Raw genomic sequence first — 19,940 nt, 5'->3', positions numbered from 1 at the left:
GAACTCCTGCGGGAAACTCATCAATTTAATATTCCCTATATTACGGCAATACTTCTCTTCGATGAAAGCGGAGGTGCTTATGAAAACGTCAGCAACGGGCAGGTTTTACCAACGGTATTTCAGTGCAACAAAACGTCTTTCTGGCTCATGGCTGGCCCGCCTGAGTTGTCAGACGCCGCAACGGATGCTGAATGATGTGATGCAGTGGGAGACGACTTTCCCGGTGACGTTTAAGCGCCGTTAAGCAGACATCACGTGTAACTGAGTATTGGTGCTTTTCACCCGCCAGCAGTGTGCTACTGCTGGCTTTTTTCGTCTATGATGAACACTTTTCCGCCCGCCTTAAACGAAAGGATGCGCCCGATGTTGTGGTTCCTCACGCCTGCAAGACGTCTCAATCTGGTCTATCTCGCCTTTATGATTGTCGCTTTTATGATGGGCGTGGCGGGGGCGCTACAGGCGCCGACGCTGAGCCTGTTTCTGAGCCGTGAAGTCGGCGCGCCGCCGTTCTGGGTGGGGCTGTTTTATACCGTTAACGCCATCGCCGGGATTGCGGTAAGCCTGTTACTGGCGAAGCGCTCCGACAGCCGGGGCGACCGACGTAAACTTATCCTCTTTTGCTGCGTAATGGCCGTGGCAAACTGTGTGCTGTTCGCCTTTAACCGCCACTACCTGACGCTGATTACCGCAGGCGTGTTGCTGGCGTCGCTCGCGAATACCGCCATGCCGCAGCTGTTTGCTCTCGCGCGTGAATATGCCGATAACTCGGCCCGCGAGGCGGTGATGTTCAGCTCGGTGATGCGCGCCCAGCTGTCGCTCGCCTGGGTTATCGGGCCGCCGCTGTCGTTCATGCTGGCGCTGAGTTTCGGCTTTACCACCATGTTTTTGATTGCCGCTGGAATCTTCATCCTGAGCCTGACGATTATCTTCTTCGCATTGCCGTCGGTAGCGCGTATTGAGCAACCCGCCGATGTGGCGCTGACGCAGGTGAGCGGCTGGAAAGATAAAAACGTGCGGATGCTGTTTATCGCTTCTGTGCTGATGTGGGCCTGCAACACAATGTATATCATCGATATGCCGCTGTGGGTGAGCCAGGATTTAGCGCTGCCGGAAAGCCTCGCGGGCGTGCTGATGGGCACTGCGGCGGGGCTTGAGATCCCGGCGATGCTGCTGGCCGGTTTTTACGTGAAGCGATTCGGTAAAAAACCGATGATGCTGCTGGCGGTGGGGGCGGGCGTGGTGTTCTACGCGGGGCTGAATCTCTTTCACAGCCGCGAGGCGCTACTGGGGTTACAGCTGTTTAACGCGGTGTTTATCGGGATTGTCGCCGGGATCGGCATGATCTGGTTTCAGGATCTTATGCCGGGGCGAGCGGGCTCGGCGACCACGCTATTTACCAACAGCATTTCGACCGGCGTTATCCTCGCAGGCGTTGTGCAGGGAGCGCTGGTGGAGACCTTCGGGCATTATGCTGTCTATTATGTGATTGCCGGGGTGTCAGTGTTAGCGCTGTGGCTGACGAGCCGGGTGAAAGACGTTTAAAGCGGATGACGCCCGGGTAAAGGGGGCGATATCCAGGGTGGGTAAGCGTGGCGCACCCACCTTTTTTATAGCGGGTGCGGTTGGTTTGATGGCGGGTAAGCCGCGCGTACCCGCAGGGCCACTGCAAAAGCTGTAAAACTCAGCCCATAAACGCGGGCTGTTTTTTCTCATACGCGGCGATGGCAGCGTCGTGCTGCAGCGTCAGCCCAATGCTGTCCAGCCCGTTCATCATGCAGTGACGTCGAAACGCGTCAATGTCGAAGTGATAAGACTTCTCGCCCGCTTTCACCACCTGTGCGTCCAGATCCACTTCAAAGCGAATGCCTGGACTGGCTTTGACCAGCGCGAACATTTCGTCCACCTCTTCATCGCTGAGCGTCACCGGCAGCAGCTGGTTGTTAAAGCTGTTGCCGTAAAAGATGTCAGCGAAGCTCGGCGCAATCACCACTTTAAAACCGTAATCGGTGAGCGCCCACGGCGCGTGCTCGCGCGACGAGCCGCAGCCGAAGTTCTCGCGCGCCAGTAAAATTGATGCCCCTTTGTATTCCGGGAAATTCAGAACGAACTCCGGGTTCGGCACCTCGCCTTTGTCGTCCAGAAAGCGCCAGTCGTTAAACAGGTGTGCGCCAAAGCCGGTGCGGGTGACTTTTTGCAGGAATTGCTTCGGGATAATCGCGTCGGTATCCACGTTCGCCGCATCCAGCGGAACCACCAGACCGGTGTGTTGGGTAAATTTCTCTGCCATGGTGTTCCCCTTATTTCAGGCTACGGATATCGGCGAAACGGCCGGTAACGGCGGCGGCAGCGGCCATTGCCGGGCTGACCAGGTGGGTGCGTCCGCCGCGGCCCTGACGGCCTTCAAAGTTACGGTTGCTGGTGGAGGCGCAGCGCTCGCCCGGATTCAGGCGGTCATTGTTCATCGCAAGGCACATAGAGCAGCCGGGCAGGCGCCACTCAAAGCCCGCCTCGATGAAGATCTTATCCAGCCCTTCGGCTTCGGCCTGCGCTTTTACCGGCCCGGAGCCTGGCACCACCAGCGCCTGGACGCCCGGCGCCACTTTGCGGCCTTTGGCGATTTCCGCCGCCGCGCGTAAATCTTCAATGCGCGAGTTGGTGCAGGAGCCGATAAACACTTTATCGATAGCCACGTCGGTCAGCGGCACGCCTGCTTTCAGGCCCATATAGGCCAGCGCTTTCTCGGCAGAGGCGCGCTCAACCGGATCGGCGAATGACGCCGGATCGGGAATGGCGTCGGTCACAGAAATCACCTGGCCTGGGTTGGTGCCCCAGGTCACCTGCGGCGCGATATCTTCGGCATTCAGCGTCACTACGGCGTCAAACTGCGCGCCGTCGTCGGTTTTCAGCGTCTTCCAGTATTCCACGGCATCCGCAAAATCCTGGCCCTTCGGCGCATGCAGACGGCCTTTCACATAGTTGAATGTGGTCTCATCCGGTGCCACCAGGCCCGCTTTGGCGCCCATTTCAATCGCCATATTGCACAGCGTCATGCGGCCTTCCATGCTCAGCGCGCGGATAGCGTCGCCGCAGAATTCCACCACATAGCCGGTGCCGCCCGCACTGCCGGTTTTACCGATGATCGCAAGCACGATGTCTTTCGCGGTGATACCAGGCGCGGCCGTGCCGTTGACTTCAATTTTCATGGTCTTCGCGCGGCCCTGTTTGAGCGTCTGCGTCGCCAGCACATGCTCCACTTCCGAGGTGCCGATACCGAACGCCAGCGCGCCGAATGCGCCGTGAGTGGCGGTATGTGAATCGCCGCAGACGATGGTCATGCCTGGCAGAGTGATGCCCTGTTCCGGCCCCATCACATGCACGATGCCCTGATACGGGTGGTTCAGATCATAGAGCTCGACGCCGAACTCGTTGCAGTTCTTGATAAGCTCCTGCATCTGGATGCGAGCCATTTCGCCGGAGGCGTTGATGTCTTTCGTCTGGGTGGAGACGTTGTGATCCATCGTCGCGAAAGTTTTACGCGGCTGGCGCACCGGGCGGCCATGCGCGCGCAGGCCATCGAACGCCTGCGGAGAGGTCACTTCATGCACCAGATGGCGGTCGATGTAGAGCAGCGGCGTTTCGTTTGGCGCTTCATACACCACGTGAGCGTCAAACAGCTTTTGATATAAGGTCTTTGCCATGATTACACCCCTTCGGCCACATAGCGGGCGATGATATCGCCCATTTCATCGGTGCTGACAGCCTGACCGCCGCGGGCCAGGTCGCCGGTACGCACGCCTTCTTCCAGCGCGCGGTTAATGGCGTGTTCGATAGCCGTCGCCGCGTCATCGGCTTCCAGGCTATAGCGCAGCAGCAGCGAGAGCGACAGGATCTGGGCAATCGGATTAGCAATATTTTTACCGGCGATATCCGGCGCGGAGCCGCCTGCGGGCTCGTACAGGCCGAAGCCCTGCTCGTTAAGGCTGGCGGAAGGCAGCATACCCATCGAGCCTGTGATCATCGCGCACTCGTCAGAGAGAATATCGCCGAACAGGTTGGAGCAGAGCAGCACATCGAATTGCGACGGATCTTTAATCAGCTGCATGGTGGCGTTGTCGATATACATGTGCGACAGCTCGACATCCGGATACTCTTTGGCGATTTCATTGACGATTTCGCGCCACAGCAAGGACGTTTGCAACACGTTCGCTTTATCAATTGAGGTCACTTTATTGCGGCGCTTGCGCGCGGACTCAAAGGCGATGCGTGCAATGCGTTCAATTTCAAAACGGTGATAAACCTCGGTGTCGAACGCTTTTTCATGCATGCCGCTGCCTTCACGGCCTTTCGGCTGGCCGAAGTAGATGCCGCCAGTCAGCTCGCGCACGCAGAGGATGTCAAAGCCGTTGGCGGCGATATCGGCGCGCAGCGGGCAGAATTCTTCCAGGCCCGGGTAGAGCTTCGCCGGGCGCAGGTTGCTGAACAGCTTGAAGTGTTTACGCAGCGGCAGCAGCGCGCCGCGCTCCGGCTGCTGCGCCGGGGGCAGATTTTCCCACTTCGGGCCGCCGACTGAGCCGAACAGAATGGCGTCGGCCTGTTCGCAGCCTTCTACCGTCGCCTGCGGCAGCGGGTTGCCGTGGCGATCGATGGCGATGCCGCCGACGTCATAGTGGCTGGTGGTGATACGCATATCAAAACGGCCACGAACTGCATCCAGTACTTTCAGGGCTTGCGCCATCACTTCCGGGCCAATACCGTCGCCCGGCAAAACTGCAATATGATAATTTTTAGACATCACACGGTTTCCTGGTTGTGTTCTTTATTCTGTGCTTTGCGTTGCAACTCTTTCTCGACTTCGCCGGCGCGCCAGATATTGTTCAGCACGTTAATCATCGCGCGGGCGGAGGACTCGACGATATCGGTGGTCAGGCCCACGCCGTGGAAGTGGCGGCCGTTATAGCTGACTACGATATCTACCTGGCCCAGCGCGTTTTTGCCGTGGCCTTTCGCGCCTAACTGGTATTTCACCAGTTCAATGTCGTAATCGGTAATGCGGTTGATGGCCTGGTAGACCGCGTCAACCGGGCCGTTACCGTTGGCGGCTTCGGCTTTCACTTCCTCGCCGCAGGCGAGCTTGACGGACGCGGTCGCCATCGCGCTGGAGCCGGACTGCACGCTGAAGTATTCCAGACGGAAATGCTCCGGCTCTTCCTGCTGTTTATTGATAAAGGCCAGCGCTTCCAGATCGTAATCAAATACTTGGCCTTTTTTGTCCGCCAGCTTCAGGAAAGCGTCGTACAGGTTATCCAGGTTGTAGTCGCTTTCCTGGTAACCCATCTCCTCCATACGGTGCTTCACGGCGGCGCGGCCGGAGCGGGACGTGAGGTTCAATTGCACCTGATTCAGGCCGATGGATTCCGGCGTCATGATTTCGTAGTTTTCGCGGTTTTTCAGCACGCCGTCCTGATGGATGCCGGAGGAGTGGGCAAACGCACCGGCGCCGACCACCGCTTTGTTCGCCGGGATCGGCATATTGCAGATCTGGCTGACGGTCTGGCTGGTGCGCCAGATCTCCTGATGGTTAATCGTAGTGTGGACGTTGAGCAGATTCTGGCGCAGCTTGATAGCCATAATGACTTCTTCCAGCGCGCAGTTGCCCGCACGCTCGCCAATACCGTTCAGCGTGCCTTCAACCTGACGCGCGCCCGCGTGGACGGCGGCCATGGCGTTGCCGACGGCCATGCCCAGATCGTCATGGGTATGCACGGAGATAATGGCTTTGTCGATATTGGGTACGCGCTCATACAGGCCGGTGATGATGTTGCTGAATTCGAAAGGCAGGGTGTAGCCGACGGTGTCCGGGATATTAATAGTGGTGGCGCCCGCGTTGATGGCGGCTTCCACGACGCGCGCCAGATCCTCGATCGGGGTGCGACCAGCGTCTTCGCAGGAGAACTCGACATCATCGGTATAGTTACGGGCGCGTTTGACCATATAGACGGCGCGTTCGATAACCTCGTCCAGCGTGCTACGCAGCTTGGTGGCGATATGCATAGGCGAGGTGGCGATAAAGGTGTGAATACGAAACGCCTCGGCCACTTTCAGGGATTCCGCCGCCACGTCGATATCTTTTTCCACGCAGCGGGCCAGCGCGCAGACGCGGCTGTTTTTCACCTGGCGGGCAATCGTCTGTACCGACTCGAAATCGCCTGGCGAGGAGACCGGAAACCCGACTTCCATAACATCGACACGCATACGCTCAAGCGCCAGCGCGATTTGCAGCTTTTCCTTTACGCTCAGGCTCGCCTGCAGCGCCTGCTCACCGTCACGCAACGTGGTATCAAAAATAATGACTTGCTGGCTCATGGTTGGTGTCCTTATTTGTCCTGAGGCGCCTTGCGTGAGCATAAAAAAACCCGCGCAGCGGCGCGGGTTTTCGTATTTCTGATGACCTGACTCAAGCGTTATCGCCGAACGTCGCGCACCAGTCTACCGCGCACTGAAGATGCGTTTAGTAGTAGTAGACCAGCAAAACGAACGATGCGAATCATGACTCACGTCCCGAATAAAAGCGTTAATAGGCTTTTAGTGGTACTGGATAGCGCCGGCCATGTCAACCCCCTGTCCTTAATTCTACAGTTAATGCGCCAGCGCCCCGCAGTAAGCGGATTTAGTGGATTATGCTGGGTAATCGCATTTGTATAAAACATATCTATAAATTAAGCGAGGCGTAAGTATTCATGTATGCGGAGTGCCTCTTTATGGTCATTTTTTCCCGTTCCGATGGCATTAAAATATTCATCAAAACAATTAATTGCGGCGGCGGATAAGTGAGTTTTCTCTTTTAAACAGATTTTCTGAAAACGACGGGTCATCATTTATGAGAAAAGAGAAGAAGTTACTAAAACTTAATTGATAATTCATAAAGTGAATTATTGTTTATTCGTCTTTTTTATGATTTGATCACGCCGTACAGAGAAAGTCATGATAAACAAAGTCTAAAAGTGTCAGGGGAGTTAGCTTTATTGTCTATTAATGATCTTTTATTGCAAACCAAACGGCTTTTATGAAAATTTGAACCTCCTCTTTTGCCTGAGATTGCTACATGAAAACGGAATGTTTTGGGTAATGCATGCAAAGGGAATAATGTATCAGTGGAGTAAATTATGTCTGGTGATCATATTGATAATTCACCCGTATCTGAGGGGCTGAAGCCTCAATTACGCACGGTCGATCTTAATTTGTTGACGGTTTTTGATGCGGTGATGCAGGAGCAAAATATTACCCGCGCCGCGCATTTGCTGGGCATGTCCCAGCCTGCCGTCAGCAACGCCGTGGCGCGCCTTAAGGTGATGTTTAATGACGAATTATTCGTACGTTACGGGCGCGGCATCCAGCCGACCGTTCGGGCATGCCAGCTGTTCGGATCGATTCGTCAGGCGCTTCAACTGGTGCAAAATGAATTGCCGGGCTCCGGCTTTGAACCGCTCAGCAGCGAAAGGCTGTTTAACCTTTGTGTATGCAGTCCGCTGGATAATCTGCTGACGTCGATTATTTATAACAGCGTAATGAATATCGCGCCCAATATTCATTTAGTATTTAAATCTTCGCTGAATCAGAACATTGAACATCAGTTGCGCTATCAGGAGACGGAATTTGTTATCGGCTATGACGAATTTCGCCGTCCGGAGTTTACCTGCGTTCCGCTATTTAAAGATGAAATGGTGCTGGTGAGCAGCCAAAGTCATCCGCGTAAAGATAACCTGTTACGTGAAAGCGAAGTGTTTAAAGAGCAGCATGCGGTCGTGGCGTTAGATCGCTTTAGTTCTTTTAGCCTGCCGTGGTATGACACCACAGAAAAACAGGCCGCGATTGCTTATCAGGGAATGGCGATGACCAGCGTGCTGAATGTCGTGTCGCGTACCAATCTGGTGACTATCGCCCCGCGCTGGCTGGCGCAGGATTATGAGCATACCCTGCAACTGCAAATTATGCCGCTGCCGTTTAAATTAAACAGCCGCACCTGTTATCTCTCCTGGCATGAAGCGGCCGGGCGCGATAAGGGCCATCAATGGATGGAGGAGCTGTTATCCAACGTCTGCCGTCGCTGACGCGCCGTTAAGGCTCATCGGGCGGTCATGACCGCCCGTTTTTCTTTTATTATTGTCTTTTGTAGCATTTTATCCTGCCCTGATTTGCCGCCTCGCTGCGCCTCTGTTTATCCTCCTGATTATTTGATTTATCACTGTCAGGAATGAGCCTCACGAAATTTACGGTCATAAGCGCCGCTTATATTCAGCATATCTCTCCGTTTAACCGCTTTTCTTAAGCGCCGCGCAGGAATTTCGCGCGCGGCGCGGCACCCGATTGCTAATTGCCTGCCTCATTTTCAGCGGTTATGTTAGGGAGACGCATAACGATAATTAACGACAGGACATCACACCTGTACCAGTGACCGTGCGGAAAATGACTTCTGCCGTCAGTCCGTAAACAAAAGCCTGGAGGCAAACCATGGAGATGTTGTCTGGAGCCGAGATGGTCGTCCGATCGCTTATCGATCAGGGCGTGAAGCAAGTGTTCGGTTATCCCGGTGGTGCCGTGCTCGACATTTATGACGCGCTGCACACCGTTGGCGGGATTGATCATGTGCTGGTGCGCCATGAACAAGCCGCGGTGCATATGGCGGATGGTCTGGCGCGCGCAACCGGAGAGGTGGGCGTGGTGCTGGTGACCTCCGGCCCTGGCGCCACCAACGCGATTACCGGTATCGCCACGGCTTATATGGACTCCATTCCGCTTGTGGTGCTATCAGGCCAGGTGGCGACCTCGCTGATTGGCTATGACGCTTTTCAGGAGTGCGACATGGTGGGGATCTCCCGCCCGGTGGTGAAGCACAGCTTTCTGGTGAAGCAGACCGAAGATATCCCGACGGTGCTGAAAAAAGCGTTCTGGCTCGCCGCGAGCGGCAGACCGGGCCCGGTGGTGGTGGATCTGCCGAAAGATATTCTGAATCCAGCCAAAAAATTGCCTTATGTCTGGCCGGACACCGTCAGCATGCGTTCTTACAACCCGACCACGCAAGGCCACAAAGGGCAGATCAAACGCGCCCTGCAGACTCTTGTCGCCGCGAAAAAACCGGTGATGTACGTGGGCGGCGGCGCTATTACGGCGGCGTGCGAAAACGAACTGCGCGCGGTGGCGGAAAAGCTTAACGTGCCGGTGGTCTCTTCATTAATGGGGCTGGGCGCATTTCCCGGCACGCATCGTCAGGCGCTGGGCATGCTGGGGATGCACGGCACCTTTGAAGCCAACATGACGATGCATAACGCCGATGTGATTTTCGCCGTCGGCGTGCGCTTTGATGATCGCACGACCAACAATCTGGCGAAGTACTGCCCCAACGCGACCGTGCTGCATATTGATATCGACCCGACGTCTATCTCCAAAACCGTGGCGGCGGATGTACCTATTGTCGGCGATGCGCGCCAGGTGCTGAGCCAGATGCTGGAGCTGCTGGGCCAGGAAGAGAGCCAGCAGCCGCTCGACGACCTCCGCGACTGGTGGCAGCATATCGAGCAGTGGCGCGCCCGTCAGTGCCTGAATTACGACCGCGAAAGCGGCAGCATTAAACCGCAGGCGGCTATCGAAACGCTGTATCGTCTGACTAACGGCGACGCTTATGTGACGTCCGATGTCGGCCAGCATCAGATGTTTGCCGCGCTGTATTACACCTTTGATAAACCACGCCGCTGGATAAATTCCGGCGGCCTCGGGACGATGGGCTTTGGCCTGCCGGCGGCGCTCGGCGTGAAGCTGGCGCTGCCGGAAGAGACAGTCGTGTGCGTGACCGGCGACGGCAGTATTCAGATGAATATTCAGGAGCTCTCCACCGCGCTGCAATATGAACTGCCGGTGCTGGTGCTTAACCTGAACAACCGTTATCTGGGCATGGTGAAGCAGTGGCAGGATATGATCTATTCTGGCCGCCACTCGCAGTCTTATATGGAATCGCTGCCTGATTTCGTCCGCCTGGCCGAGGCTTACGGGCATGTCGGGATTTCCATTACCCGCCCGGAAGAGCTCGAAAGCAAGCTCAGCGAGGCGCTGGAGCATGTGCGCAATAACCGGCTGGTGTTTGTCGATGTCACCGTGGACGGGACGGAGCACGTCTATCCGATGCAGGTTCGCGGCGGCGGAATGGATGAAATGTGGTTAAGCAAAACGGAGAGAACCTGATTATGCGCCGGATATTATCAGTTTTACTGGAAAACGAATCGGGCTCGTTGTCTCGCGTGATTGGGCTCTTCGCACAGCGTGGCTATAACATTGAAAGCCTGACGGTGGCCCCTACTGACGATCCCACGCTCTCCCGCATGACGATCCAGACGGTCGGCGACGAAAAAGTGCTGGAGCAAATTGAAAAGCAGCTGCATAAGCTGGTGGATGTACTGCGCGTCAGCGAACTGGGGCAGGGCGCGCATGTCGAGCGTGAAATCATGCTGGTGAAAATCCAGGCGAGCGGCTATGGCCGTGAGGAAGTGAAGCGCAGCGCCGAAATTTTCCGTGGGCAGATTATTGATGTTACGCCGTCGCTCTATACCGTGCAGCTCGCGGGCACCAGCGAAAAGCTCGACGCGTTCCTCGCCAGCATTCGGGATGTGGCGAAAATTGTGGAAGTGGCGCGCTCCGGCGTGGTTGGCCTCTCCCGTGGCGAAAAAATTATGCGTTAACCGTATTGCCTTCTTGTTATGCATCCGCCCGGCGTTCCTGCCGGGCTTTTTTTTGCAGCAGGCGCGACAGGCGCGCGCAAAAGCAGTTGCTCAGGGTACTATTCTGCGCTTAGATGTTAAGGATTTTAACTTATAACCCTTGAAAGGTTATGGAGTAACACTCTTGTTAAGGGGCAAACGTGAAACTGGATGAAATCGCGCGGCTGGCTGGCGTGTCGCGCACCACGGCGAGCTATGTCATTAATGGAAAAGCCCGGCAGTACCGTGTGAGTGATAAAACCGTTGAAAAAGTGATGGCTGTGGTGCGTGAGCATAACTACCACCCGAACGCCGTCGCCGCAGGCCTGCGCGCAGGACGCACGCGCTCCATCGGGCTGGTTATCCCCGATCTTGAAAACACCAGCTATACCCGCATTGCCAACTATCTTGAACGCCAGGCGCGTCAGCGCGGGTATCAGTTACTTATCGCCTGCTCTGAAGATCAGCCGGATAACGAAATGCGCTGCATTGAGCATCTGTTGCAGCGACAGGTCGACGCCATCATCGTTTCCACCTCTTTACCGCCAGAACATCCGTTTTATCAGCGCTGGGCGAACGATGCCTTCCCGATCGTCGCGCTCGACCGCGCGCTGGATCGCGAACACTTTACCAGCGTCGTGGGCGCCGATCAGGACGATGCCGAAATGCTGGCAAGCGAGCTGCGCACATTCCCGGCCGAAACCGTACTTTATCTCGGCGCGCTGCCGGAGCTGTCGGTGAGCTTCCTGCGTGAACAGGGTTTTCGCAGCGCGTGGAAAGACGATCCGCGCGAGGTGCACTTTTTATATGCCAACAGCTACGAGCGTGAAGCCGCCGCCGCGCTGTTTGAAAAATGGCTGGAAACCCACCCAATGCCGCAGGCGCTGTTCACGACTTCATTTGCGCTGTTGCAGGGCGTAATGGACGTGACGCTCAAGCGCGAAGGGCGCCTCCCGTCTGAACTCGCTATCGCCACCTTCGGCGACAATGAACTGCTCGATTTCCTGCAATGTCCGGTACTGGCGGTCGCGCAGCGTCATCGCGATGTGGCGGAACGCGTGCTTGAGCTGGTGCTCGCGAGCCTTGACGAACCCCGCAAACCGCGACCGGGCCTGACCCGAATTCGCCGCAATCTCTACCGACGCGGCAGCCTCAGCCGTCGTTAAGCCGCCAGTGAAAATGGCAAAAAGGCAGCTTTGGCTGCCTTTTCTTTTGATTCGGATAATTCCGGCGCATTTTTACACATCCTGACATGAACGCTGCGCACTGTGCAGAAGAGATGTCTTATCCGGGATTAGTCGTAACCAATCATTTCTTATGTGTAATTTTGTAACTGTTTCTCGCGACGCGGAGGCTGCCGGAAGCAGTTTAGTTTCAGTCAGTTCGCGAATGGCAGATAAAAGCGCGCTAAACCATAGCAGGCGCTGTTAACTCCAGGGCTTTTACCTTAAAATGCCGCTCGCGTCGCAAACTCAACACTTAGTCCTCTTCACCGATCGTATTAAGTGGTTTTTAACGGTCCTGTGTGTATTCGTCATTTTTCTTACAAATATTCATAGCGTTAATTTTGCCTCGTCAGGATGGCAGGGATTTTATTTGCCGCTTTCTCTTTGTCAGCGCCGAATCTTTTGTTGAAGGCGGCCCCGGTGCTGGCTTGACAAGCTTTTCCTCCGCTCCGTAAACTCCGGTGGGTGGGATTTTGTGGGATAAAGTGGTGAAAAAGGGCAGAGCTCAGTGAGGCTTTAATGTTTCGTGGCGCAACGTTGGTTAATCTCGACAGCAAAGGGCGGCTATCCGTTCCGACGCGCTATCGTGATTTACTGCATGACGCCTCGTCCGGCCAGATGGTTTGCACTATCGATATTCACCATCCCTGCCTGTTGCTTTATACCTTGCCCGAATGGGTAATTATCGAACAAAAATTGTCGCGTCTGTCGAGCATGAACCCCGCAGAACGTCGAGTGCAGCGCCTGCTGCTGGGCCATGCCAGCGAATGCCAGATGGACAGCGCGGGCCGTCTTTTATTAGCACCCGTGTTACGGCAACACGCCGGATTGACCAAACAAGTGATGCTGGTCGGGCAGTTCAACAAATTTGAGCTGTGGGACGAAGCGACCTGGCATCAACAGGTCAGGGAAGACATCGACGCTGAGCAGTCATCTTCTGAAGTGTTGTCGGAGCGGCTGCAGGATTTGTCTTTATAAAATATGATGGAAAATTATAAACATACGACGGTGCTCCTTGACGAGGCCGTCAACGGCCTGAATATACGTCCAGACGGCATTTACATTGACGGCACCTTTGGCCGCGGCGGACACTCGCGTCTGATCCTTTCACAGCTGGGCGAACAAGGGCGGTTACTGGCTATCGATCGCGATCCGCAGGCGATTGCGGCGGCCGCTGCCATTGACGATCCGCGCTTCTCCATCATTCACGGTCCTTTCTCCGCGCTGGGCGAGTATGTCCGCGAACGCGAGTTACAGGGCAAAATCGACGGCATCCTTCTTGATCTCGGCGTCTCGTCGCCGCAGCTTGACGATCCTGAACGCGGCTTCTCTTTTATGCGCGATGGCCCGCTGGATATGCGTATGGATCCCACGCGCGGCCAGTCCGCCGCCGAATGGCTGCGTAACGCGGAAGAAGCGGATATCGCCTGGGTGCTGAAAACCTTTGGCGAAGAGCGTTTCGCGAAACGTATCGCGCGCGCCATCGTTGAGCGCAACCGCGAGCTGCCGATGACCCGCACCAAAGAGCTGGCGGAAGTCGTGGCGGCGGCCACACCGGTAAAAGATAAGTTCAAGCACCCCGCCACCCGAACTTTCCAGGCGGTGCGCATCTGGGTGAACAGTGAGCTCGAAGAGATTGAGCAGGCGCTGAAAGGCGCGGTGGCCGTGCTGGCGCCGGGCGGGCGTCTTTCCGTCATCAGTTTTCACTCTCTGGAAGATCGGCTGGTAAAACGCTTTATGCGTGAGCAGAGCCGTGGGCCGCAGGTGCCGGCCGGGCTGCCGATGACCGAAGCGCAGTTGCAAAAGCTTGGCGGTCGCGAACTGCGCGCGCTGGGCAAACTGATGCCGGGCGAGGCCGAAGTCGCTGAGAACCCGCGCGCGCGCAGTTCGGTATTGCGCGTCGCCGAGAGGACAGGCGCATGATAAGCCGGGTGACAGAAACCCTCAGCAAAGTCACCGGATCGCTGACCAGCACCGAACGCCACGCGCTGCCCGCCGTGATCGGCGGCGATCTTCTGCGCTACGGGAAACTGCCGCTCTGTCTGTTTATTGCCATTATCGTGACCGCTATCTTCGTGGTCACGACCGCGCACCATACCCGTTTGCTCACCGCGCAACGTGAGCAGCTGGTGCTGGAGCGCGACGCGCTGGATATCGAATGGCGCAACCTGATCCTTGAAGAAAACGCGCTCGGCGATCACAGCCGGGTTGAACGGATCGCAACGGAAAAGCTGCAAATGCAGCATGTCGATCCCTCGCAGGAAAATATTGTGGTGCAGAAATAAGGACTGACCAGGCGAATGAAAGCAGCAAAGACGCTTAAACCAAAACGTCAGGAAGAACAGGCCAACTTTATCAGTTGGCGTTTTGCGTTGCTTTGCGGCTGCATTTTGTTGGCTCTGGCATTTCTGCTGGCGCGCGTCGCCTGGCTGCAAATCATCGACCCGGATATGCTGGTGCGCCAGGGCGATATGCGTTCGCTGCGCGTGCAAGAGGTGTCTACCGCGCGCGGTATGATAACCGACCGCTCCGGCCGCCCGCTGGCGGTGAGCGTGCCGGTAAAAGCCATCTGGGCGGATCCGAAAGAGCTGCACGATGCGGGCGGCATCACTCTCGATAATCGCTGGAAAGCGCTTTCAGACGCGCTCAAAATTCCGCTCGACCAGCTTTCCGCGCGCGTCAACGCTAACCCGAAAGGCCGCTTTATTTATCTTGCCCGTCAGGTGAACCCGGATATCGGCGATTACATCAAAAAACTAAAGCTGCCAGGCATTCATTTGCGTGAGGAGTCGCGCCGTTATTATCCTTCAGGCGCAGTGACCGCTCACCTCATCGGCTTTACCAACGTTGACAGCCAGGGCATCGAAGGTGTTGAAAAAAGCTTTGATAAATGGCTCACCGGTCAGCCTGGCGAGCGTATCGTGCGTAAAGACCGCTATGGCCGCGTAATTGAGGATATCTCCTCCACAGACAGCCAGGCGGCGCACAACCTGGCGCTCAGTATCGACGAGCGCCTGCAGGCGCTGGTCTACCGCGAGCTCAACAACGCCGTGGCGTTTAACAAGGCGGAATCCGGCAGCGCCGTGCTGGTGGACGTTAACACCGGCGAAGTGCTGGCGATGGCCAACAGCCCTTCCTATAACCCGAACAACATTACCGGCACGCCGAAAGATGTGATGCGTAACCGCACCATCACCGACGTTTTCGAGCCGGGCTCCACCGTAAAACCGATGGTAGTGATGACGGCGCTGCAGCGCGGCGTGGTGCAGGAAAATACGGTGCTTAACACCGTTCCTTACCGGATTAATGGTCACGAAATCAAAGACGTCGCCCGTTACAGCGAGCTGACGCTTACCGGGGTTCTACAGAAGTCGAGTAACGTCGGGGTTTCCAAGCTGGCGTTAGCGATGCCGTCCTCAGCGTTAGTAGACACTTACTCACGTTTTGGACTCGGCAAGTCCACCAATCTGGGGCTGGTCGGAGAACGCAGTGGCTTGTTTCCACAAAAACAACGGTGGTCTGACATAGAGAGGGCCACCTTCTCATTCGGCTACGGGCTAATGGTAACGCCGTTACAGTTAGCGCGAGTCTACGCGACGATTGGCAGCTACGGCGTTTACCGCCCGCTGTCTATTACAAAAGTCGACCCACCGGTACCAGGCGAGCGTATCTTCCCGGAATCCATCGTGCGCACCGTGGTGCATATGATGGAAAGCGTGGCGCTGCCGGGCGGCGGCGGCGTGAAGGCGGCTATCAAAGGCTACCGCATCGCGATTAAAACCGGTACGGCGAAGAAAGTCGGGCCGGACGGACGATACATCAACAAATACATTGCTTACACCGCAGGCGTTGCACCTGCCAGCAATCCGCGTTTCGCGCTGGTGGTGGTGATTAACGATCCGCAGGCGGGTAAATACTACGGCGGCGCCGTTTCCGCGCCGGTCTTTGGTGCCATCATGGGGGCGTTCTGCGCACCATGAACATTGAGCCGGACGCGCTGACAACGGGCGAAAAAAGTGAATTTGTAATTAATCGAGAAGAGGGAACAGGTGGCAGATCGTAATTTGCGCGACCTTCTCGCTCCGTGGGTAGCTGGTCTCCCTGCGCGAGCTCTGCGGGAGATGACCCTGGACAGCCGCGTTGCGGCGGCAGGGGATCTCTTTGTGGCGGTGGTCGGTCATCAGGCGGACGGGCGTCGGTATATCCCGCAGGCGATAGCGCAAGGTGTAGCTGCCATCGTTGCTGAAGCGAAAGGCGAGGCGACGGACGGCGAAGTCCGTGAGATGCACGGCGTGCCGGTTATCTATTTAAGCCAGCTCAACGAACGCCTTTCGGCGCTGGCGGGGCGTTTTTATCACGAGCCGTCTGAACGCCTGCGTCTTATCGGCGTGACGGGCACTAACGGCAAAACCACGACCACGCAACTGTTAGCGCAGTGGAGCCAACTGCTGGGCGAAACCAGCGCCGTGATGGGCACCGTCGGCAACGGCCTGTTGGGTAAAGTGAGCCCGACTGAAAATACGACCGGCTCAGCGGTTGACGTACAGCATGTGCTGTCAGGGCTCGCCGACCAGGGCGCGAGCGTTGCCGCGATGGAGGTCTCCTCCCACGGGCTGGTGCAGCATCGCGTGGCCGCGCTGAAATTCGCCGCCAGCGTGTTTACGAATTTAAGCCGCGATCATCTCGACTATCACGGCGATATGGAGCATTACGAAGCGGCGAAATGGCTGCTGTTTTCCTCGCATCACTATGGCCAGGCGATTATCAATGCCGATGATGAAGTTGGCCGCCGCTGGCTGGCGAAGCTGCCGGATGCGGTAGCGGTGTCGATGGAAAATAACATCAATCCAGGCTGTCATGGACGCTGGCTGCGTGCCGATGCGGTGGAATACCACGACCGCGGCGCGACCCTGCGTTTCAGCTCTTCCTGGGGCGACGGCGAAATCGACAGCCGTCTGATGGGGGCATTCAACGTCAGCAATCTTCTGCTGGCGCTCGCGACGCTGCTGGCGCTGGGCTATCCGCTCGCCGCGCTGCTGGAAAGCGCGCCGCGCCTCCAGCCGGTCAACGGACGCATGGAAGTATTCAGCGCACCGGGCAAACCGACGGTAGTGGTGGATTACGCGCACACGCCGGACGCGCTCGAAAAAGCGTTGCAGGCCGCGCGCCTGCACTGCACGGGCAAGCTCTGGTGCGTCTTCGGCTGCGGCGGCGATCGCGACAAAGGCAAGCGTCCGCTGATGGGGGCGATTGCCGAACAGTTTGCCGACATCGTGGTGGTGACTGACGACAACCCGCGTACGGAAGATCCCAAAGCGATTATCGCCGATATCCTTACCGGCATGCTCGACGCGGGCCGCGCGCGCGTGGTTGAAGGCCGCGCTGAGGCGGTGACGAACGCCATTATGCAGGCGTCGGAAAACGACGTGGTGCTGGTGGCCGGTAAAGGCCACGAAGATTATCAGATTGTCGGCACCCGCCGACTTGATTACTCCGACCGCGTCACCGCGGCGCGTCTGCTGGGAGCAGTGGCATGATTCGCGTATCTCTGAGCCAGCTCGCCGCTGTTCTGAACGGCGAATTGCATGGCGTCGACGCTGATGTCGACGCGGTAACGACCGACACACGTAAGCTGACGCCGGGCTGTCTGTTTGTGGCGCTGAAGGGCGAGCGCTTCGACGCGCACGATTTCGCCCATCAGGCACAGGAAGGCGGCGCGGGCGCGCTGTTGGTAAGCCGTAAGCTGGATATCGCTCTGCCGCAACTGGTGGTGGCCGATACCCGCCTCGCCTTCGGCGAACTGGCCGCCTGGGTCAGACAGCAAATGCCGGCACGCGTGGTGGCGCTGACCGGCTCTTCCGGCAAGACCTCGGTAAAAGAGATGACCGCCGCCATTCTTGGCGAGTGCGGCAACACGCTCTACACCGCGGGCAACCTGAATAACGATATCGGCGTGCCGATGACGCTGCTGCGCCTCACGCCGGAACATCAGTTCGCGGTGATTGAGCTTGGCGCGAACCATCAGGGCGAAATCGCCTGGACCGTAAGCCTGACGCGCCCTGAAGCGGCGCTGGTAAACAACCTGGCGGCGGCGCACCTGGAAGGTTTCGGCTCGCTCGCCGGTGTGGCGAAAGCGAAAGGCGAAATCTTCACCGGGTTGCCGGAAAACGGCATCGCCATTATGAACGCTGATAACAACGACTGGCTGAACTGGCAGAGCGTGATTGGTAACCGCAAGGTCTGGCGTTTCTCGCCGAACCTCGCTACCAGCGATTTCAGCGCCACCAATATTCATATCACCTGCCACGGCACTGAATTTACGCTGCGTACTCCGACGGGCAACGTTGACGTTCTGCTGCCGTTGCCGGGCCGCCATAACATCGCCAATGCGCTGGCCGCCTCCGCGCTGGCGATGGCCGTGGGCGCGCCGCACCAGGCGATTAAAGCCGGTCTGGCGAAGCTGAAAGCGGTGCCCGGACGTCTGTTCCCGGTGCAACTGGCGGAAAACCAGCTGCTACTGGATGACAGCTATAACGCCAACGTCGGGTCGATGACCGCTGCGGCGCAGGTGCTGTCTGAAATGCCTGGCTATCGCGTGATGGTTGTCGGCGATATGGCGGAACTGGGCGAGGAAGCCGCGGCCTGCCATAAGCAGGTGGGCGAGGCGGCGAAAGCCGCGGGCATCGATAAAGTTCTGAGCGTCGGTACGCTCAGCGAAGCCATCAGCCGCGCCAGCGGCGTGGGCGAACATTTCAGCGATAAGCAGGCCGTGGTTGCACGCCTCAGAACCCTTATCAACGAGCATTCCATCATCACCCTTTTAGTGAAAGGTTCACGTAGTGCTGCCATGGAAGAGGTGGTGCGCGCATTACAGGAGAACAGGACATGTTAGTGTGGCTGGCCGAGTATCTGGTCAAATATTATTCCGGCTTTAACGTCTTTTCATACCTGACGTTTCGCGCCATCGTCAGCCTGCTGACCGCGCTGTTTATTTCGCTCTGGATGGGGCCGCGCCTGATCGCGCATTTACAGAAGCTCTCTTTCGGCCAGGTCGTGCGTAACGACGGCCCGGAGTCGCACTTCAGCAAACGAGGCACGCCGACGATGGGCGGCATCATGATCCTCACCTCTATTGTGGTGTCGGTGTTGCTGTGGGCGTATCCGTCCAACCCGTATGTCTGGTGCGTGCTGTTTGTGCTGGTGGGTTACGGCGCGGTGGGGTTTGTCGACGATTACCGCAAAGTGGTGCGTAAAGATACCAAGGGCCTGATCGCCCGCTGGAAATATTTCTGGATGTCCGTGATTGCGCTGACCGTGGCGTTTGCGCTCTATATCACCGGGAAAGATACGCCCGCGACCGAACTGGTCGTGCCGTTCTTTAAAGATGTCATGCCGCAGCTTGGTCTTTTCTATGTGCTGCTGGCCTATTTCGTGATTGTTGGCACAGGGAACGCAGTGAACCTGACTGATGGCCTGGATGGTCTGGCGATTATGCCGACAGTGCTGGTCGCCGCCGGGTTCGCGCTGGTCGCCTGGGCGACCGGTAACGTCAAGTTCGCGGAGTATCTGCATATCCCGTATCTGCGCCACGCGGGCGAGCTGGTGATTGTCTGCACGGCGATTGTCGGCGCGGGGCTTGGCTTTTTGTGGTTTAACACCTATCCGGCTCAGGTTTTCATGGGCGATGTCGGCTCGCTGGCGCTCGGCGGCGCGCTGGGCATTATCGCCGTGCTGCTGCGTCAGGAATTCCTGCTGGTGATCATGGGCGGTGTCTTTGTGGTGGAAACCCTGTCGGTCATTCTGCAGGTCGGCTCCTTCAAGTTACGTGGTCAGCGCATTTTCCGTATGGCGCCGATTCATCACCATTATGAACTGAAAGGCTGGCCGGAGCCGCGCGTCATTGTGCGCTTCTGGGTTATCTCGCTGATGCTGGTGCTGATTGGCCTGGCTACGCTTAAGGTGCGTTAAT

The 19,940-nt window shown here is 57.1% G+C and carries 16 protein-coding genes and 1 pseudogene; 13 read left to right on the top strand and 4 right to left on the bottom strand.

The genetic code is table 11. From position 1 onward, the window contains the following. Positions 1–79 precede the first annotated feature (79 nt). Both sgrT and BJP61_RS17920 read left to right on the top strand, forming a co-directional pair. Entirely contained in the window at positions 80–244 is a 165-nt protein-coding gene (sgrT, locus tag BJP61_RS17925) for a glucose uptake inhibitor SgrT (RefSeq protein WP_071603734.1), read from the top strand. 119 nt (positions 245–363) lie between these two features. After that, positions 364–1,542 (top strand): sugar efflux transporter, encoded by a 1,179-nt coding sequence (locus BJP61_RS17920; protein ID WP_038864909.1) that lies wholly within the window; start codon positions 364–366, stop codon positions 1,540–1,542. Positions 1,543–1,681: 139 nt separating this feature from the next. On the opposite strand, the gene leuD is transcribed toward BJP61_RS17920, so the two are convergent. Genes leuD through leuA form a run of 4 tightly spaced genes read right to left on the bottom strand, consistent with a single transcriptional unit; the run spans position 1,682 to position 6,363 of the window. Further along, the gene (leuD, locus tag BJP61_RS17915; protein WP_161579981.1) at positions 1,682–2,287 is read right to left on the bottom strand and encodes a 3-isopropylmalate dehydratase small subunit; all 606 of its coding nucleotides are present in this window, start codon (positions 2,285–2,287) and stop codon (positions 1,682–1,684) included. Between the two features lie 10 nt (positions 2,288–2,297). Then, a complete protein-coding gene (gene leuC, locus BJP61_RS17910) occupies positions 2,298–3,698 on the bottom strand; it encodes a 3-isopropylmalate dehydratase large subunit (protein ID WP_038864905.1) in 1,401 nt (466 codons plus the stop codon). Between the two features lie 2 nt (positions 3,699–3,700). Further along, entirely contained in the window at positions 3,701–4,792 is a 1,092-nt protein-coding gene (gene leuB, locus BJP61_RS17905; protein WP_053531581.1) for a 3-isopropylmalate dehydrogenase, read from the bottom strand. Continuing rightward, on the bottom strand, positions 4,792–6,363 hold the full coding sequence (gene leuA, locus BJP61_RS17900; RefSeq protein WP_038864884.1) for a 2-isopropylmalate synthase: 1,572 nt from the start codon (positions 6,361–6,363) through the stop codon (positions 4,792–4,794). Before leuA ends, leuB begins: the two co-directional genes overlap by 1 nt. Positions 6,364–7,163: 800 nt before the next feature. On the opposite strand from leuA, the gene leuO reads away from it, so the two are divergent. From leuO to mraY, 11 genes and pseudogenes are all read left to right on the top strand, one after another. Beyond that, positions 7,164–8,108 (top strand): transcriptional regulator LeuO, encoded by a 945-nt coding sequence (leuO, locus tag BJP61_RS17890; protein WP_038864881.1) that lies wholly within the window; start codon positions 7,164–7,166, stop codon positions 8,106–8,108. Between the two features lie 400 nt (positions 8,109–8,508). Then, entirely contained in the window at positions 8,509–10,233 is a 1,725-nt protein-coding gene (gene ilvI, locus BJP61_RS17885; RefSeq protein ID WP_038864878.1) for an acetolactate synthase 3 large subunit, read from the top strand. A 2-nt stretch (positions 10,234–10,235) separates the two neighbouring features. Continuing rightward, a complete protein-coding gene (gene ilvN / locus BJP61_RS17880; protein ID WP_004386411.1) occupies positions 10,236–10,727 on the top strand; it encodes an acetolactate synthase small subunit in 492 nt (163 codons plus the stop codon). 179 nt (positions 10,728–10,906) lie between these two features. Further along, on the top strand, positions 10,907–11,911 hold the full coding sequence (gene cra, locus BJP61_RS17875; RefSeq protein ID WP_007709830.1) for a catabolite repressor/activator: 1,005 nt from the start codon (positions 10,907–10,909) through the stop codon (positions 11,909–11,911). Between the two features lie 579 nt (positions 11,912–12,490). Further along, entirely contained in the window at positions 12,491–12,949 is a 459-nt protein-coding gene (gene mraZ, locus BJP61_RS17870) for a division/cell wall cluster transcriptional repressor MraZ (RefSeq protein WP_038864871.1), read from the top strand. 3 nt (positions 12,950–12,952) lie between these two features. Continuing rightward, positions 12,953–13,894 carry a 16S rRNA (cytosine(1402)-N(4))-methyltransferase RsmH gene (gene rsmH / locus BJP61_RS17865; protein WP_038864868.1) on the top strand — a complete coding sequence of 314 codons (942 nt, stop codon included), beginning with the start codon at positions 12,953–12,955 and terminating at the stop codon, positions 13,892–13,894. Beyond that, positions 13,891–14,256 carry a cell division protein FtsL gene (ftsL, locus tag BJP61_RS17860; protein WP_038864865.1) on the top strand — a complete coding sequence of 122 codons (366 nt, stop codon included), beginning with the start codon at positions 13,891–13,893 and terminating at the stop codon, positions 14,254–14,256. The genes rsmH and ftsL overlap by 4 nt, the downstream gene beginning before the upstream one ends. Before the next feature lie 15 nt (positions 14,257–14,271). Then, positions 14,272–16,034: pseudogene (locus tag BJP61_RS17855) on the top strand (peptidoglycan glycosyltransferase FtsI). Continuing rightward, positions 16,021–17,508, top strand: a complete 1,488-nt coding sequence (gene murE, locus BJP61_RS17850; RefSeq protein WP_038864860.1) for a UDP-N-acetylmuramoyl-L-alanyl-D-glutamate--2,6-diaminopimelate ligase — start codon at positions 16,021–16,023, stop codon at positions 17,506–17,508. Before BJP61_RS17855 ends, murE begins: the two are co-directional and overlap by 14 nt. Beyond that, the gene (gene murF, locus BJP61_RS17845) at positions 17,505–18,863 is read left to right on the top strand and encodes a UDP-N-acetylmuramoyl-tripeptide--D-alanyl-D-alanine ligase (protein ID WP_171998895.1); all 1,359 of its coding nucleotides are present in this window, start codon (positions 17,505–17,507) and stop codon (positions 18,861–18,863) included. Before murE ends, murF begins: the two co-directional genes overlap by 4 nt. After that, positions 18,857–19,939, top strand: a complete 1,083-nt coding sequence (mraY, locus tag BJP61_RS17840; protein ID WP_007709802.1) for a phospho-N-acetylmuramoyl-pentapeptide-transferase — start codon at positions 18,857–18,859, stop codon at positions 19,937–19,939. Before murF ends, mraY begins: the two co-directional genes overlap by 7 nt. Position 19,940 lies beyond the last annotated feature (1 nt).

Source organism: Cronobacter sp. JZ38 (assembly GCF_008932145.1).
Lineage (GTDB): Bacteria > Pseudomonadota > Gammaproteobacteria > Enterobacterales > Enterobacteriaceae > Cronobacter > Cronobacter muytjensii.
Note: the sequence above shows the minus strand (reverse complement) of the source record. Positions and strands in the feature narration are given on the sequence as shown.

Excerpts from the sequence above, each read along its gene's own strand:
- rsmH (WP_038864868.1), top strand. The coding sequence starts at position 12,953 with ATGATGGAAAATTATAAACATACGACGGTGCTCCTTGACGAGGCCGTC.
- leuB (WP_053531581.1), bottom strand. The coding sequence starts at position 4,792 with ATGTCTAAAAATTATCATATTGCAGTTTTGCCGGGCGACGGTATTGGC.
- BJP61_RS17920 (WP_038864909.1), top strand. The coding sequence starts at position 364 with ATGTTGTGGTTCCTCACGCCTGCAAGACGTCTCAATCTGGTCTATCTC.
- leuD (WP_161579981.1), bottom strand. The coding sequence starts at position 2,287 with ATGGCAGAGAAATTTACCCAACACACCGGTCTGGTGGTTCCGCTGGAT.
- ilvI (WP_038864878.1), top strand. The coding sequence starts at position 8,509 with ATGGAGATGTTGTCTGGAGCCGAGATGGTCGTCCGATCGCTTATCGAT.
- ilvN (WP_004386411.1), top strand. The coding sequence starts at position 10,236 with ATGCGCCGGATATTATCAGTTTTACTGGAAAACGAATCGGGCTCGTTG.
- leuA (WP_038864884.1), bottom strand. The coding sequence starts at position 6,363 with ATGAGCCAGCAAGTCATTATTTTTGATACCACGTTGCGTGACGGTGAG.
- mraY (WP_007709802.1), top strand. The coding sequence starts at position 18,857 with ATGTTAGTGTGGCTGGCCGAGTATCTGGTCAAATATTATTCCGGCTTT.
- murF (WP_171998895.1), top strand. The coding sequence starts at position 17,505 with ATGATTCGCGTATCTCTGAGCCAGCTCGCCGCTGTTCTGAACGGCGAA.
- sgrT (WP_071603734.1), top strand. The coding sequence starts at position 80 with ATGAAAACGTCAGCAACGGGCAGGTTTTACCAACGGTATTTCAGTGCA.
- mraZ (WP_038864871.1), top strand. The coding sequence starts at position 12,491 with ATGTTTCGTGGCGCAACGTTGGTTAATCTCGACAGCAAAGGGCGGCTA.
- ftsL (WP_038864865.1), top strand. The coding sequence starts at position 13,891 with ATGATAAGCCGGGTGACAGAAACCCTCAGCAAAGTCACCGGATCGCTG.
- leuO (WP_038864881.1), top strand. The coding sequence starts at position 7,164 with ATGTCTGGTGATCATATTGATAATTCACCCGTATCTGAGGGGCTGAAG.
- leuC (WP_038864905.1), bottom strand. The coding sequence starts at position 3,698 with ATGGCAAAGACCTTATATCAAAAGCTGTTTGACGCTCACGTGGTGTAT.